This is a genomic window from Pauljensenia sp. UMB6358 (assembly GCF_030216865.1).
GTDB classification, from domain to species: domain Bacteria; phylum Actinomycetota; class Actinomycetes; order Actinomycetales; family Actinomycetaceae; genus Pauljensenia; species Pauljensenia turicensis_A.
Window position 1 is genome coordinate 1 of record NZ_JASOMS010000004.1, and the last position, 16,627, is coordinate 16,627.

11 protein-coding genes, 1 tRNA gene, 1 pseudogene and 1 riboswitch are annotated in these 16,627 nt (G+C 58.1%); of the genes and pseudogenes, 12 read left to right on the forward strand and 1 reads right to left on the reverse strand.

The annotated features are described in order from the left end of the window. Positions 1 to 162 precede the first annotated feature (162 nt). Together QP381_RS09665 and QP381_RS03875 are read left to right on the forward strand one after the other, a co-directional pair. Positions 163 to 543: pseudogene (locus QP381_RS09665) on the forward strand (FGGY-family carbohydrate kinase); the annotation flags it as partial. Positions 544 to 575: 32 nt separating this feature from the next. Then, positions 576 to 1,889 carry an MFS transporter gene (locus QP381_RS03875; protein ID WP_006680847.1) on the forward strand — a complete coding sequence of 438 codons (1,314 nt, stop codon included), beginning with the start codon at positions 576 to 578 and terminating at the stop codon, positions 1,887 to 1,889. 129 nt (positions 1,890 to 2,018) lie between these two features. Here QP381_RS03875 and serC read toward each other — a convergent pair whose 3' ends face one another. Beyond that, complete coding sequence (gene serC / locus QP381_RS03880) at positions 2,019 to 3,152, reverse strand: phosphoserine transaminase (protein ID WP_006680848.1); 1,134 nt, start codon at positions 3,150 to 3,152, stop codon at positions 2,019 to 2,021. 231 nt (positions 3,153 to 3,383) lie between these two features. On the opposite strand from serC, the gene QP381_RS03885 reads away from it, so the two are divergent. The 10 genes from QP381_RS03885 (at position 3,384) to QP381_RS03930 (ending at position 16,549) form a co-directional block, all read left to right on the forward strand. Next, positions 3,384 to 4,061 (forward strand): metal-dependent transcriptional regulator, encoded by a 678-nt coding sequence (locus tag QP381_RS03885; protein ID WP_040318369.1) that lies wholly within the window; start codon positions 3,384 to 3,386, stop codon positions 4,059 to 4,061. 77 nt (positions 4,062 to 4,138) lie between these two features. Then, positions 4,139 to 4,301: riboswitch (cyclic di-AMP (ydaO/yuaA leader) on the forward strand. Between the two features lie 2 nt (positions 4,302 to 4,303). Beyond that, positions 4,304 to 5,041: a C40 family peptidase gene (locus QP381_RS03890; protein WP_179370176.1), complete on the forward strand. Its 738-nt coding sequence runs from the start codon at positions 4,304 to 4,306 to the stop codon at positions 5,039 to 5,041. A gap of 170 nt (positions 5,042 to 5,211) precedes the next feature. Beyond that, positions 5,212 to 6,144, forward strand: coding sequence for a universal stress protein (locus QP381_RS03895; RefSeq protein ID WP_179370177.1), 933 nt, complete (start codon positions 5,212 to 5,214; stop codon positions 6,142 to 6,144). 351 nt (positions 6,145 to 6,495) lie between these two features. After that, positions 6,496 to 7,977, forward strand: a complete 1,482-nt coding sequence (locus QP381_RS03900; RefSeq protein WP_442953358.1) for a purine-cytosine permease family protein — start codon at positions 6,496 to 6,498, stop codon at positions 7,975 to 7,977. Continuing rightward, on the forward strand, positions 7,970 to 8,833 hold the full coding sequence (locus tag QP381_RS03905; RefSeq protein ID WP_006680854.1) for a purine-nucleoside phosphorylase: 864 nt from the start codon (positions 7,970 to 7,972) through the stop codon (positions 8,831 to 8,833). Before QP381_RS03900 ends, QP381_RS03905 begins: the two co-directional genes overlap by 8 nt. A gap of 299 nt (positions 8,834 to 9,132) precedes the next feature. Then, positions 9,133 to 9,205, forward strand: a tRNA-Arg gene (locus QP381_RS03910). 697 nt (positions 9,206 to 9,902) lie between these two features. Beyond that, positions 9,903 to 10,097 carry a hypothetical protein gene (locus QP381_RS03915; RefSeq protein ID WP_006680855.1) on the forward strand — a complete coding sequence of 65 codons (195 nt, stop codon included), beginning with the start codon at positions 9,903 to 9,905 and terminating at the stop codon, positions 10,095 to 10,097. Beyond that, a complete protein-coding gene (locus QP381_RS03920) occupies positions 10,097 to 10,480 on the forward strand; it encodes a hypothetical protein (RefSeq protein WP_006680856.1) in 384 nt (127 codons plus the stop codon). Before QP381_RS03915 ends, QP381_RS03920 begins: the two co-directional genes overlap by 1 nt. 314 nt (positions 10,481 to 10,794) lie before the next feature. Then, a complete protein-coding gene (locus tag QP381_RS03925) occupies positions 10,795 to 12,210 on the forward strand; it encodes a L,D-transpeptidase family protein (RefSeq protein ID WP_006680858.1) in 1,416 nt (471 codons plus the stop codon). 94 nt (positions 12,211 to 12,304) lie between these two features. Then, positions 12,305 to 16,549, forward strand: a complete 4,245-nt coding sequence (locus QP381_RS03930; protein ID WP_285067882.1) for a prevent-host-death family protein — start codon at positions 12,305 to 12,307, stop codon at positions 16,547 to 16,549. The last annotated feature ends 78 nt before the right edge of the window (positions 16,550 to 16,627 follow it).

Here is a 16,627-nt window from a genome sequence, read left to right on the forward strand (position 1 = left end):
GTGATGGAATGTCGACGCTGAAGACGAGCGAGTGAAGTGACTGCGCAGGAGGTCGGCGTGACGGATCTCATCTTAACAAGTACCGGCTTCATCTGAGGCTGACGTTGGCGCGATTAGTGGAGTCCCGCATAGTGGTGTCCCGTCTTCGCCTTTCTCAAGCGCGGGGATTTCGTCAGAGAGGCGGCGGTCGCGACTGCAGGAGCCGCGCATCGGTGGTACGTGAAGAATGCTCTACCGCGTGGAACATACGACCGAAGTGATGAACTGACGGCGCTGGAACTCGACGCGGGGGTGCCCTTCTTCTTCGCCCGTCTTTCCGATCAAAATCGCGGTAGGTGGTCGAAGGCGCCGAGCGGGGTCTTCTGGGGCCTGCAGCTCGGGACCACTGATGCGGACCTCGCCCGATGCGTGTATGAGGCCATCGCGTTCGAGGTCGCGTCATGGTGGGAGCTGATGGGTCTTGGGGCTTCAGCGCTTCGAGTCTTCGGGAGCAGTTCACATTGCCGTGGGGCTTTTCGTATGCTTGAAACAGCTATTTCTTAGGTCTCCGAAAAACTAGGGAGGCGCATCCGCGCGTGTCACGTACTTTCCATTCGTTGCGTTACTTCAACTTCCGATTGTGGTTCTTCGGAAACATTATTGCCTCGACGGGCATGTGGATGCAGAGGGTTGCGCAAGACTGGCTGGTTCTGACCGTTCTGACGAAGAACTCTGGCACGCAAGTGGGTGTTGTCACCGCTTTGCAGTTCCTGCCGATTCTGTTGTTGTCACCGTGGGCTGGTTTGCTTGCTGATCGTCTGAATCGTCGCGCTCTGCTACAGGCGATGCAGTTGGCGAACGCGCTCCTGGGCTTGATCTTGGGCGTGCTGATTCTGACGAATACAGCCCAGCTTTGGCATGTGTATGTGTTGGCGTTGTTGGGTGGCGTTGCTGGCGCGATTGATTCACCTGCGCGCCAGGCATTTGTGTCTGAACTGGTTCCGGCTCAGTCTTTGTCGAACGCTGTCGGTTTGAACTCGACGGCCTTTAATGCTGCGCGTCTGCTTGGCCCGGCTGTTTCCGGTTTGTTGATTGATGCGATCGGTACTGGCTGGGTGATGATCGTGACCGCTGTTGCGTTCTTTGCTCCAGTTTTGACGCTTGCGTTGATGCGTTCTGCAGATTTGGTTCCCCGCAAGGTTGTGAAGCGTTCGCCCGGCCAGATTCGCGAGGGCGTTTCCTATGTGAAGAATCGTCCCGACATTGTGCTGATCCTGGTGATTGTAGCGGTCGTGTCAGGTTTGGGCATGAACTTCCAGCTGACCAGTGCCCTGATGGCGACTGAGGTCTACGGCAAGGCTGCGGGCGAGTACGGCATTCTGGGTTCGTTTATGGCAGTGGGAGCTTTGACCGGTTCACTTCTTGCTGCGCGTCGCGCTCAGCCTCGACTGCGTCTGATCGTGTCGGGCGCGGCGATTTACGGTCTGCTTGAAATTGTGTTGGCTTTGGCTCCGACGTATGAGTCGTTCGCGGTTCTTGCAATCCCGACGGGCCTTGCAATGTTGACCATGGTGACGGCAGCGAATGCGACTATTCAGATCACCACGGAAGAGAGTGTTCGCGGTCGCGTGATGGCTCTCTATTCGATGATTTTCATGGGCGCGACGCCGATCGGCTCGCCCTTCATCGGTTGGGTGGGCGAGCAGTTTGGTGCCCGTTGGTCGATTCTTGTCGGCGGTGGAGCTTCCCTAGCGATCGGAGTTATCGCGGGCGTGTGGGGTCTGATTCATTGGAATTACCGGGTCAAGTTCCGTGTTTCGGCGCACCCGATCGAGGTCGAGGGCCCCGCGGAGCGCGCATACCTAGCTACTCTGCTCGCTGAAGCTGAACGGAACGCGACCGGAAAGTAGCGTGTCAAGTGCCTGCGCGCTGAGCGTCGTGCAGGTTGCGCCTAGTAGGACCTCGTTATGTTCCAGCTTGCGTCCACGTTCTCTGCGGTGGATTATCGCGATCGACGAGGCCTGGGCTGACCTTTGGGGTCACAGTGCTCGTTCGAGCGCCCAATCGATCGACTCCAGAAGTGCTTCGACGTCCGAAGTTGGAGTCGAGGGCCATGTCGCGATGCGGAGCTGGTTGCGACCAACCCCGCGGTAGGCATCGATGTCGACGATGCCCGATGCTCTCAGGCCGTCAGACAGGACCTTCACATCGACCACGTCGTCGAATTCAACGGTGACGACAACGGGGGAGCGCCAGTCCTTATTCTCAACGAAGGGGTGAGCAACTGACGAGGCGTCGGCCCAGGCGTAAATCAGGTCGGAAGCGGCGCGAGAGCGCGCTTCCATCGTTTTTAAGCCACCACCGGCATTCATCCACTGGATTTGTTGATCCATCATGATCAGCGTCGCCACAGCCGGCGTATTCAGCGTCTGATCCTTACGCGAGTGAGAAATCGCCACCGAAAGGTCGAAGAAGGTCGGCATCCAACGGTCGGTCGCCCCATGCAATTCTTGTGCGCGTTCGACGGCTGCAGGGGAGAGGATCGCCGCCCACAGGCCACCGTCAGAGGCGAAAGCCTTTTGGGGAGAGAAGTAATAGGCGTCGGTGTTGGCAATATCAACGTGCGCAGCGCCGGCGATCGAGGTCGCATCCACCAGCGTCAATGCGTCTTCACCACCGATACGGTTCACCCGGCTGATCGTGCCCGTCGAGGTCTCATGGTGCGGATAAGCAAAAGCATCGGGTTCTTCCCCAGCGGTCCCGGCCTCGTTCCCCGTGAGCGTGACAACGGTGCCCAGCTGACCTTCAACGCGAAGCGCGTCGGCGAGATGCGGGGCCTTGTCCACCTCTTTGGCGAATTTTGCGCCGAACTCCCCGAAGGTCGCGAACGCGGCCTGCTTGCGAATGAGCGAGGCCGCCGCCACGTCCCAAAACGCTGAGGCGCCACCGTTGCCAAGGGCGACTTCATAGTCATCGGGAAGATTGAACAAGGTCGTCAATCCCTCGCGGATTGAATGGACAACATTCTTCACCGGGGACTTGCGGTGCGAGGTCCCCATCAACCTAGGCGTCTTCAACGCATCAATCTGCTCCGGGCGCACACGCGACGGGCCGGAACCAAAGCGGCCGTCAGCAGGAAGGATAGAAACAGGAATCGGGGGGAATGTCTCCATAGGCTCAAACTTAGTCGCATTAGATGCGCTCGCGGAACATATTCCATGACACACATGGTGCTAAATACCGTGGGTGCTCACCGCGTATGCCTGTCCACCGTTTGGCGCAATATCAACGGAAATGACAATCGTCAGGTAAAAATACTCGATAACTCATATTCTCTTAAGTACCTGAAAACCTTTGAACGATGCACGATTCGTGCAGGGGTTCATCGTAGGAAAGGAACCGCCGTGGGAGACCTCATCGACACCACCGAGATGTACCTCAAGACCATTTTTGAAATGGAAGAGGATGGGGTGACGCCCCTGCGTGCACGCATCGTTGAACGACTTGATCACTCAGGTCCGACTGTTTCGCAGACCGTTGCTCGCATGGAACGCGACGGGCTTCTGCACGTTCTGGGTGATCGTCGATTGGAGCTGACTGAAGAAGGCCGTAAGCGGGCTGTAGAGGTCGTTCGTAAGCATCGCTTGGCTGAACGACTCCTGGTCGATGTCATCGGTTTGGATTGGGCGTGTGCCCACGATGAAGCATGCCGTTGGGAACACGTCATGTCCGACAAGGTCGAAGGTCGTCTGCTTGAGCTCTTGAAGGATCCGACAACGGATCCTTACGGTAACCCGATTCCTGGAATGGGCGTCGAGGTCAGTGGGCAGTCTGCGGAACTTGTGGCGCGTGCCCACGACGACCAAATTGTGAGACTCGTTCGTATCGGTGAACCTATCCAGGCTGAACATGACATCATCGCTGATTTTGCCGCGGCAAAGATTGGTCCTGGAGTCAGCATTATCCTGCGCGGAGAAGGCGATTATGTGCGGATTGCGCGCGCCGATCAGGATGCCTCTGACAGTGATTCCAGCTTCCGAATTCCTCTGGCGCTGGCACCACATCTAGTAGTCGAAATGTGATTTGACTCCACTTCGTTACCTTTGCGTGACATTTGGGGGTCAAAGGTATAGAGTTCATAACGGTCGATAGGCCAGCCGTCCTTCATTTACCGAAGTTGGATCGTGAAGGATCCGGTTCATTTGATCCAACTCGGGGGAACCAATTCGGCCCTTGTGGCCTTGGGGTGAAGCTTGGGAAACCAAGCCGGGCTCTCCTGCTCGAATCCGACAGCTGACCTCGAAGGTGCAAAAGGAGAACACTCTTGACGAACCTCAAACCTGCGCCACGTCACCGCAAGGCACGTCGCCCAATGGTGCCGATCGTGGAACTGGCCGACACGATCACGTCGCTCAGCCCGATCCGTCCGGCGGCAGTTGCATCCGTGACCGGTCTTGCTCTGACTGCAGTTGTTGGTGGCGCCGCAAACGCTGTCACCGTTTCTGCTCCTAGTGGCGATCAAGAAGCTACTCCCACCACGACCACTGCTCCTCAAGCAACTGGTGTCACCGTTTCCGTTGCGGATATTGAATGGAAAGCAGAAGCTCCGACCGCGACCGCAGAAGCTCCTGCTGCCGCTACTCCGGTCGCTGAAGAAACTGTCGCCGCGGATCGTTCCGAGGCTCGTGAAGACCTCAGCCTTTCAACCGCTGCAACCGCTGCTGCGTACAACGCTGCCGGATCTTCTATTGTGGCCGCTGCTCTTGCTCTGACCGGTATTCCCTACGTCTACGGTGGCGCTTCCTACGCTGGTGTTGACTGCTCGGGTCTGACCATGCTGGCATACGCCGCTGCGGGCATCGGCCTTCCGCACTCCTCCGGCGCGCAGGCTGCCGGTGGTATCCAGGTTTCGGCCGGCGAAGCTCAGCCTGGCGACCTGGTTGCTTATTCGGGTCACGTTGCCATCTACATTGGTAACGGCCAGATGGTGGAAGCCACCGTCCCGGGTTCTCTCTCTAAGGTTTCGCCCGTTCGTGCAGGTGGCATGTTCGTTCGTTACTGAGCTCAACGTTCGTTAAGGGCGCATACTTCAACTAGAGCGAAAGAACTTCGGTTCTTTTGCTCTAGTTTTTTGTCTAAAACCCTCTTGAACAGGTAAAAGTTCTATTTTCGGTTTCGGAAAATCGCGATGTGGTGCACAATGGTAGGTGATGTAAGTCACGAGGGGGCATTATGGCATCCACCGAAGTCATCTTGGTCGGCGTTGATGGTTCAACGGAGTCCATCGCGGCCGTCAAATGGGCCACTGACCGCGCACTACGCACGGGCGGGCGTGTCCACGTTCTCTGCACCTACGCATTGGCGTCCTATTCAGCGGCGGCGTTGGATGGTGGCTACGCGGTTCTTGACGATGAAGCTCTGAAGCGTGGCGCCCAGCAGGTCGTTGAAGAAGCGGTCGCAGCGGCGAAAGAGCGTGGCCTAGGAAAGGTCACTTCATCTATTGAGCCGGGTGACCCGGCGGGCGTTCTGGTTGAAATGTCACGCGAAGTTGATTTAGTTGTTGTCGGCTCGCGTGGAGGCGGTTCCTTTGCTGATCGTCTTCTCGGCACGGTCTCGTCCGCGTTGCCGGCACACGCGAAGTGTCCGGTTGTCATCGTTCCTCGCCATACGTCCGGCAAGTGCTTCATGCCGATCGAACGTGTCGTTGTCGGTGTGGATGGTACCGAGGTTCCCTCGTCGGCTTTGCGTCGCGCGATTGATGAAGCATCCACATGGGGTGCTCGACTGACCGCTGTTTCGGCTGTTCCGATTGCTTCGGGCACGTCCATGATGACGTGGGCGCCGACCGGTTTGGATCACTCCAACCTGTTGAAAGATGTCCGCACCGCAATAGGTGCCGCCATTGACCAGGCACTTGACGGTCGCGACATGGAGGTTGCGCGTCATGCGCTGGACGGGTCGCCCGCTTCGCTGTTGATTGAGTTCTCGACAGCGGTTGATCTGGTCGTTGTCGGTACACGAGGCCGCGGTGGCTTGGCAGGTGTCTTGCTCGGCTCGACCGCGCAGACGGTACTCAGTCACTCAACATGCCCCGTGATGATTGTTCCGTCTGATCACCTGGGCAAGGCTGAATCAGCGAAGGCTCCGACGTGGGAGCGTCGCTGACGCGTGACTCAGCCGATGGCTCGCGCGAAGAGCGCGTTGTCTTGATGGATGGTGTCTGGGCGGGTCCCCGCCCAGACACCATTGTGTTGCTACAAGGTTTTCTGTTCTGGATGCCCCAGGGAGGCTCGTAGAGGCCGTTAGAAACTCATGATCCGCCCCGAAGTATGCTGAGAGATCTGGTGGTGTGAGTGGCCTCGTACCCCAAAGAGCGCACCAATGTGTGAAAAGTGCCCCCGGTTTTCTGGCGTGTGGCCGAGGGAGCGTCACTCATAGTCAAGAATGGTCTAGTCTAATTCGGTGCGAACTACCGATCCTGCGGTTCGCCCTGATCTACACAGACAAGGAACGTCTATGAGCACGCCAGAAATGGTAGCGGACGCAACCCGCTCCGTTTCCCAGTCCGGCATCGAAACTGCCGGCATTGAAATCATCAGCGACGAAGAACGTACCGCTAAGCCCCATAACCTGTTCCTGCCCTGGTTCGCGTCGAACATCTCCGTGTTCGGCATGAGCTACGGCGCCTGGGTTCTCGGCTTCGGAATTTCCTTCGCGCAGGCAGTCATCGTCACCATCATTGGTGTCGTTGTCTCCTTCATCATCTGTGGCGTCATCGCCCTTGGCGGTAAGCGTGGCTCCGTACCGACCATGGTCATGTCCCGCTCCGCCTTCGGCGTGAACGGCGCGAAGATCCCCGGTATCTTCTCGTGGCTGACCTCTATCGGCTGGGAAACCTCCCTCGCCATCACCGCCGTCCTAGCGACCTCCACCGTGTTCGTCCGCCTCGGCTGGTCGAGCGAAGACGGCAACGCCGTCAAGATCGTTGCCGCCGTTGTCGTCGCAGCGCTCATCGTTCTCGGCGCAGTTGCCGGCTACCACATCATCATGAAGATGCAGGCAGTCCTCACCTGGCTGACCGGTATCACTACGATCATCTACATCATCCTGGTCGTCCCGCACATCGACTGGTCCGCACTCGGCGCAATCGAATCCGGTTCACTGGCTGCAACGATCGGTGCCGCCACCATGGTCATGACCGGCATGGGTCTTGGCTGGGTCAACATTGCTGCTGACTGGGCGCGCTACCAGAGTCGCGACGCCGATGGTAAGTCCATCGTTTTTTGGAACACTTTCGGTGGCTCGCTCGGCCCGGTCGTCCTGATCACCTTCGGCCTCATGCTTGCCGGTTCTGACGCTGACCTGTCCGACGCCATCGGTGGCGATCCGGTTGGTGCACTGGCCACCCTGTTGCCGACCTGGTTCCTCATTCCGTTCCTGCTGACCGCAATCCTGTCCCTGCTGTCAGGTGCGATCAACGGTATTTACTCCTCCGGTCTGACCCTGCTGACGCTGGGCATCGCGGTGCCTCGTCCGCTGGCTTCGCTGATCGACGGTATCATCCTGACCGCCGGCACGATCTTCGTCGTGTTCTTCTCCCCGGACTTTATCGGCCCGTTCCAGTCCTTCCTGATCACCCTGGGTGTTCCGCTCGCCGCATGGGCAGGCATCATGATGGCTGACATTACTCTGCGTAAGGCTGACTACGACGAGAAGGCCCTGTTCGATGCTTCCGGCATCTACGGTTCGATCAACTGGGTGTCCATCGTTATCATGGCCGTCTCTTGCGTGATCGGCTGGGGCTTCGTGATCAACTCGTTCGCTGAGGCTGCCGCATGGAACAACTGGCAGGGCTACCTGCTGTGGATGCTCGGTGGTAAGGAAGGCCCGTGGGCATACGGCAACATCGGTGTCATCCTTGCTCTGATCATCGGCTACGTTGTTTACCTGCTGGCTTCCATGAAGAAGATCGCTGCTCAGGAAAACCGCAGTGCCTGATTTATCGGTTGCCGTTGTGGATGCTGTGCGTAGTGAAGCGTTGGACTACTGCTTCCAGCGTGACCCGCTGGCAGTGGACGAGGTGCGCGAGGGTGCTCAGCTGATCGCAACGCGCACCGGCGTTGAACGCCACGACGCGCTTGTCGTTCTTGGCTCTGGTCTGCGTGATGCGCTGGACGAAATCGGGAAAATCGAGGCTCGCCTGCCCTTGGCAGACCTTCCCGGCGTTCCGGTTCCGGCGGTTGAAGGTCACGGCGCTGAATTGCTGAGCGTGCGCGTGAATGTGCACGGTGGTCGTGAGAAGCACCTTTTGGTTGCTACCGGTCGCGTCCACCTGTACGAGGGCTATACGCCGACACAGGTCTGCCAGCTGGTCCGCGTCTGCGCGATGACCGGCATCACGGTCGCGATTCTGACGAATGCTGGCGGATGCCTGCGTAACTGGACAGTGGGCGACGTGATGACGATTGAAGATCACTTCAATTTCTCTGGTGTTTCCCCGTTCGAGGGCCCGGTGTTTACCGACATCTGGCAGGTCTGGTCGCCACGCATTACGCGTATCCTGGCTCCGATTAGCGACCGCGTGGGCACGTACGGCCTGCTGCGCGGCCCGGAGTTCCAGACGGCAGCTGAATCGCGGATGCTCGCGAACAATGGTGTGGACACCGTTGGTATGAGCACGATCCTTGAAGCGATCTCGCTCCACCAGCTGGGCGTCGAGGTTGGCGGTCTGTCCGTCGTCTCCGACCTCAGTTTTGACGACACACCAACTGAACACGAGGATGTTCTGCGCGCCATGAGCGTCGCGTCTCCGAAGGTTGCTAGCGCGATTATCGAGTGCTTGGCTGCCCTCTGATTCGTAGTACTCGTTTTCTGGTGGGGTGAGGCTTCGGCCTTACCCCACCAGTGTGTTTCGGCGGGGTTTTGTGCGGTGGTGTTCTGCGCCGGCGATGGGGGAGTGGTGTGGCGGTGTACGCGGCCTCGTGGATGAGGGGCGGGCGTGTGCACTGCGCGCTAGCGGATGATTGACGAGGCCATACGTACAACTGGCGCCCGGTGCTGTGCGCTCGCGCGTGGAGCGAAAGTCGGCGAGGCTGGTAGAGTTGGAGGCGCTCAGACTGCCGGCGCGTTCGCGCGCAGGATATGGCTGGCTAAGCCCTCGTAGCTCAGGGGATAGAGCACCGCTCTCCTAAAGCGGGTGTCGGACGTTCGAATCGTCTCGGGGGCACAAGAAACGTTGGAATATCAACGAAAAGTGATCGGGGTTCTGAGCCAAAAAGCCGCTCAGAACCCCGATCTACGTTCCTATCTACTCTCTTTGCCCTCGATTAGAACTCGTAGGCGTGCGCGCGTAGGTGCGGGTTGCGGTCTCGATGGTCTCGCGGAGCCGTGCTCGTTGCCGAACAAGTCCGGGGCTATAGGACAAAAGGGTATGCGGACGAAATCTTGGAGGATTTCCCGTATGACTAATGCGGGCTATAGGCGCAAACGTGGTGCTTTAGACGGCGTGTCGTGGGTCTAGTGGGCGCGTCCGGCCAGCCTTTGCGTGGCCAGAGTCCTTCTTCTGGGGTGGGGGTTCCTTCTGGGATTCCGTGGCGTTTCTGATTGGTGTGGTTGGGGTGTTGTGGTTGGGTGGGTTTTCTGGCACGGACTGCACCTGGTGCGACGGTTTGGGCTTGGAACGCGTGGTTGTGTCGCGTCGGGTGTAGGTGGTGCTGTGGTTGGGTGAGTTTTCTGGCACGGACTGCACCTGACGCGACACTTTTGCCCTGAAATGTGTGGTTGTGTCGCGTCGGGTGTAGGTGGTGACGCGCGACGAGGTGCGGGTTAGGGGTGGGGTGAGGTCTGACGTGTTCACTTCGGACGTTTCAAGCGATACAGAGGCACCTCTTCCGTGAACGAGGTGCTGACTGTACGCTTGGACTATGGAAGAGCTCGAGCCCCTCGGGTCGACCGCCCCGTCGCCCGAACAGCAGATACCGACTCGCTTTGACCGGCACGCGCCCGCACCTTTCACTCCGAAAGCAGTCGTGGCGCTGATTGTCAGTGGCGTGGGAGTTCCCGTGCTCTTCTATGCGGGTATCGCGTTGCGGGGCTTCCTGATCTGGCAGGTGCAGTGATGCGTCGCGCCGAATGGATTTTGTTGCTCGTCGTATTCGTCGTGCAGGTGGGATATCAATTCCTGCTGTGCCACGTTGATGCCATGCGCACGATGATTGACGATGAAAAAGGGCTGTCGGGAATGTTTATTGTCCTGCCGCTTGTTGCCTACGTGTGCGCGATGGTGTCCGCGTATCGCTGGGGTTTTCGATTCTGGCGCCCGGTGCTCCTTGCCGTTGTGACGACTATTGCGTTCGTTGTCTCAGTTCCCGAGGCGTTTGGCCTGACCTCGCCCAGAGATTGGGGCGACCTTGCGGTGTTCACGCTGATGTACTTCGTGCCCGCCATTGTTGGTGAGTGCATCGGTGCTCTTATTCGCCGGTGGCGATCTGCGCTTGGTTGAAGTCGACGGAGACTTTCTGACCTCCAGTCGCGTGTACTACTTGGAATCAACTGTGGAGTCATTCAGCGTCACCGAGTCAACCGTGCCTTCGGTGTAGTCGGACTGTAGCGGATCCTCGAGGGTGACGAACTTAAAGTGTGTGCCAGAAGCGATTGGCGCAACCTTAGCGGTGACAGGCAGGTTAACCCGAGTGGAATGATTGTGAAAAAAGAAATGTCGACTGAGGCGACATTAACAGTGTTTGACAACTCAACGACTTTCCTCAGCAAGCATCAGCCCATTACGATTGTGAGCGGAATGAAAGGCAGTGACGCATGACCCGAATGAAATGGCTGATTGCAGCGATCATTGGAGTATTAGTTGTTGTCGGTGGTGCCGGCACGGCGTACGCCAGCTACTACTCTGATAAAGCTCTTCCGACCGCATCCGTTGGCGGACACAATGTCAACGCGATGAATCGTGACGAGCTTGTCGCATGGATCAACGATCAGGCCTCCCAGGTTTCAATTGACATAGATGTTGACGGTACCCCGTCAAAGGCATCGCTTGCAGATCTGGGCGTCACCGTTGATGCGCAAGCGTCAGCGGATCAAGTTCTGGCTTCTTCGGATTCCGTCTGGGAACGCTTCGTTGGCCTGTTCAAGCGTAGCGACTACCCCCTTGTTTCCTCTACTGATAAGAAAACCTTCAACGCCTACATGGCTTCCCTGGTGAAGTCCGTCGGCGAGGCCCCCAAGTCGGCGACCGTTTCAGTCGATGAGCAGGGTGCGTTCGTTGTGACCCCCGGGGTACCTGGTATCGCGATTGATGCCCAGCCGCTGAATGATGCTGTGGCCACGGCGTTGCAGACTCTGTCCTCACAGGCAATTTCCGTTTCGCCGTCCACGCAGGACCCGATTGTGTCTGACAAGCAAGCTCAAAAGGTTGCCGACGCAGCCACCGCTCTTGTTGCTCACTCGGTGACGATCAGTGACGGTATTAAGGACTACACTGCCGAAACCGTCGACCGCGCAGCGTGGGTTGCTCTGCCCGGCGTTGATGACGTAGAAGGAACCCCTTCCATCGATCCTGAAGCTGTCCAGGCATGGGTTGATAAGACTGCTGAAGCAACGAACGTTGCCCCAACCCCGGCAATCAACAACGTTGATGGCGCCGGTAATGTCCTGGCCGAATCGATGCCCGGCAAGGAAGGCGAAGCCGTCAACAACTCCGCTCAGGTGGGCGCTGATGTGGTTGCTGCCCTGAATGCTGGGACCGACTACTCGGGTAGCTTTGACTATGACAAGGTTCCGCCGCCCACTGAAACGCGCCCCGTTATGGCGGGCTACGAAGCCTACCCATATGCCATGCATGAGGGTGAAAAGTGGATCGATATTAACCTGACCACGAACCGCCTGACCGCCTACGAAGGCCAGACCGTTGTCCACGACCCCATTGCGGTCAACCACGGCGCCCCCGGTCATGAGACCGTCACCGGCACCTATCACATCTACCTGAAGTACGAGAAGCAGGACATGGGTTGTACCCCCGAGTGGCCCTACTGCGCGAAGGATGTGCCGTGGGTTTCCTACTTCACCGGTTCCTACGCGATCCACGGTGCTCCGTGGGTACGCCAGTTTGGACTAGGCTCCGTTGGTGGTTCGCACGGTTGTGTGAACCTGCCCGTCGCTGAAGCACACTACGTCTTTAGCTGGGCTGATTCCGGTACTGCCGTCGTCACCCACTACTGACATCAATTGCGAGACGCGTTGCCGCGTAGGGGAATCTGCCCCTACACGGCAACGCCTCCGTTGAAAACCGAGGCCACTCCACTACCGTGGAATCGTGGCCTCTAGTTTTTTCTCACGTCATTCACGAACGCCCTCGTCGCAGCAACAGACTCCTGTTGCGCCGACAGAGGAGTCAGCCCAGCCGAACACGCACCAGCGTCTTCGCGATCAACTGACTGTGTGGCAAGATGACCTGCTTCGCCGGACTCGCATTGATGGTGCGGATGCTCCTCGTCTGACTATCGGCGCTCCGCACCCAGGTGGGCTTGCAAAGCTCTACGCTGACCAGCCGACGCGTCTGTCCCTTCTCATCCGTGAGCCTTCCGCCTTGAAACGAGGCTTGGATCATGCGCGCGCAATCATGGCGCGTTCAAGTGAGCTCACTGCACGCCACGGTGTGGGAACTGTTCACATGTCTATCGGCTACGCCCGATGGATGAATGCTGGCGAATGGGCCAGCTCTGCTGTCCTGCTTCGCCCTGTTCTTCTTGAAGACCAACCTGATGACGTGACGATTCGTCTGGCTTCTGGCTACAAGCTGGACAACACGATCACGTCAGCTCTGTTGAAGAGCGGAGTCGCAGTCGATGCTGAGGCGTTGATTGATGAAGCGACATCTATCCACGGGTTCTCTTCATCCAAGGCGCTGGCGAAGGTCCGCGAGTTGGGTCGTCATCTTGACCAGTTTGAGCTTCGTGACGAACTCATTATCGGCCTGTTCGAGCATCCGGCTTCTCAGCTGCACCGCGAGTATGACAATGCTGAGCATATTTTGAGCTCGGATATTGTGCGTGCTCTGGCTGGCGATCAGGAAGCTCGCCAGAACACTCATCGCGTACTGCCGGATTCTGTTCCAACCGATCGCGATCCGTGGAAAGAACGTGGCGCAGGCGATTTGACGCCTCAGCAGCAGGATGTTGTTGAAGCTGTTGCTTCGGGTCGTTCTTTCGTTGTGGATGTGCCTCACGGTTCGGATGACACTGCGCTGGTGGGCGCGATTCTTGCTGATAGTGCGGCCTATGGTAGGCGCGTGATCCACTTGGGGGGTTCGCCGTCGCGTACGACGATGGCTGAAGAGCGTCTGCGTTCCTTGGGGTTGAGTGAAGCGGGGGTCCGTCTGGATGGCACTACCGCGGACGGGTCTGAAATCCGTGCGCGCATCCATCAGGTGATGACCGATACGTCCCCGGTTGCGGATATGGGTGAAGTGGACGAGATACGTACCAAGCTGCGCGATGTGCGTTCGCGTTTGTCGTCGTACACGACGTACTTGCATCGTCCGTTCCGCGCATTTGGGGCAAGTGCGTACGAGGCTCTTCAGGTGCTGACAGACCTGACAAGCGCGCATCCGAGCCCTTCTACCCGCGTTCGTTTCCGCGAGGATGTTCTGTTAGATATTGCTCAGGATCAGGGTGCGAAGGCTAGGGAGCTTCTGCACGAGGCCTCGAACTTGGGTCTTTTTGCACGCGCAACGGCGCATACCGCATGGAAGGGCGTTGTTATTTCGTCGGACGAGCAGGTTCCTGACGTTTTGTTGCGCGTTCATCGTTTGGCAACGGAAAGCTTGCCTGAACTTCGTGTTCGTATCAGCACGATTGCGGGTGAAGCGGATATTCGAACTGCGACAACTCTGTCTCAGTGGCTCGCTCAACTGCATATGTTTGAGGGTGTTCGCGACGTTCTTGATATTTTCACTCCGCAGATCTTTGAGAACTCGGCTGCTGACATGGTGATTGCGACTGCGTCGAAGCAGTGGCGTGCCGCCCACGGCATCACGATGAAGCGTTCAGAACGGACGCGTCTGTTGAAACGAGCCCAGGACTTTGTTCGTCCTGGAACGCATGTTTCGGACCTGCACGCTGAACTCCTCAAGGTGCAGGAACGTCGCGATGTGTGGCGCGACCATACCGGTGGCGACGGTTGGCCGACTTTGCCGAACCGTATGAATGAAGCGATCGAATTGACGACAAGCATTCAGGATGATCTGAAGGCTCTGCGCCCGATGTTCTTAACGGGTCATAAGAACTTCGAAGAGATGACGATCGTTGATCTGGCGGCGTTGTTCGAGTCCTTGGATACTGATCCCGAAGGTGCACGTGAACTGCCACGTCGCGTCACAGTGCTGAAGAAGCTCAAGGGTGCAGGTTTGGCGTCGCTGGCTGAAGACTTGCGTGATCGTCACGTTGATGACGAGATGGTGGATTCAGAACTGGATCTGGCGTGGTGGGCATCAATTCTTGGCCTGATGCTGGCAAGCGATCCGCAACTGGGTGGTTTCGACCCCGCTCATCTTGAGGCCACGCTTGAGTCTGGTCGTGCCCTGGATCTTGCCCAGGTGAATACGTTGGCTCCGCAGGTTTTGGGTCAGCTTCGCAGGTTGCGTTTACAGGCGATGGCGACACGCCCGGACCAGCAAGAACAACTGGAAGCTCTATTGGCTTCGGGCACGCCCGTTGGCGCGCTTGATTTCTACAACGCTCTTCCCCTGGTCCGTTACCTGGTGCCAGTGGTGTTCACGGTTCCTACGTTGGTTCCCGCGATCGTCAAGGCCGGACATCATGTTGACCTGCTGATCCTGGACGATATTGATGATCTGCCACTGGTTGAACTGATCCCGATTATTGCTCGTGCTCGCCAAGTTGTTGTACTGGCAGACTTGTCTGGCGCTCACGAAGGTGGGGCGGCGCGTGTGCTGGCCAGTGTTCTACCAACGACGCGAATGGACGTTGCACCGACGCGTTTGAATGACCAGGTTGCATTGCTTCTTGCTCGCCATGGCATCGACCATACGGGTGTCCCGGTCCCGTGGACGGCTGCAGCCGCTCCGATTACGGCGTTCTGGTGCGAAAGCTCCGGTATGCCCGCTCCGGGTTCTCACGCAGTGGAATCAACCACCGCGGAAGTCGATGCTGTCGTTGAACAGGTCATCGAGCACGCCGTGTCTCAGCCGGAACGTTCGCTGGGTGTGATCGCCCTGTCAACTACGCACGCGAATCGCATTCAGCGCGCGATCGAGAAAGTCCGCGCCTCGGAACCCGGACTGGCATCCTTCTTCGACGAAGCAACCGCTCAGCCGTTCGCTGTCGTGGATCCTGGCGGCGCTCGTGGTTTTAGTCGCGATCGGATCATCATTTCCGTTGGTTTTGCAAAGACCCCGCACGGGCGTGTGATCCATGATTTCGGTGTCTTCTCCAGCCAGAACGGGCTGTCGGCAATGTCGGATGTTTTGCGTGCGGTGCGTGGTGATCTGACGTTGATTTCTTCGATTCACTCCGGCGATATCGATCCGTCGCGTCTTTCCGCTGAAGGCGCCCAGATGCTCTACAACCTGATTGAGATTGGCGAAGGTCAGTCCGGTGTGGGGAATGGAGGGTGGCCGGTTCTGGAAGCTGAACCGGATCGTCTGCTGATTGACTTGGCAGAACGCCTGTATTCGATGGGGCTTGAGGTAGTCCCGAACGTGGGTATCCCGGGTGGAATGCGTATTCCGCTTGCGATTGGCCACCCGGAGGTTCCCGGTCGACTGCTTGTCGCGGTTTTGACTGATGATGAAGCGTATGTGGCGGAGCCGTCCTTGCGTGTCCGTGACCGTATGTGGCCGGCGATGCTTGAAGCCCAGGGCTGGAAGGTCCATACGGCGTTGTCGATGGCCGTTTTCATTGACCCGGCAAAGGAAGCAAACACGATTGTTCAGCTTGTTTTGGATGCGGTGGATGAAATCAACGGTGTGCCTGACCAACAGGTTGTCGAGGTCCCGATGGTTGTAGACGTGGATACCTCCGGCCCGGATACGTTGGTTGGCTTGAACGCTCCTGAAGTTGCATCTAGCGATGCGGGTCCTGCTGTGGCCCCCGCTCCGGTTTTGGCTCCCAGCGAGCAGGTGGTTCTTGAGCCTGAGGTACAGATCGTCCTGGAAGAACCGGCTGAATCCGGTGACGTTGGGGCACAGACGGATGACGTAGTCACGGAGCCTGCGAAGTCGGATCATCAGATGGATGCCCGCGAGCGCGCTGACGAGGTGATTACGGGCATGCTTGAGATCATCGTTGCGAATCAGCCTGAGACGGCGCGTGGTCCGCGTCCGGCGATCGCCCCTGGCCTGCCACTGGCGGCCTACTCTGATGATCAGCTTGATGAGATGGCGATGTGGATCCGTTCTGACGGCGTCGATCGCTCGTTCAATGAGTTGATTGACGAGTTGCGTGACGCTTTGGGGATTACTCGTCGTGGTTTCCAGTCTGATGCGGTGCTGGGCAACGTCGTGCGCAGGACTCGTCCGGCTGACCCTGACGAACAGTGATTCATGGTGTCTGAAAAACTGAGCGTCTCGACTGATTCGCCCGCGTTCACTCCCTCTGATCGGCGAGTTTCTGCTGAG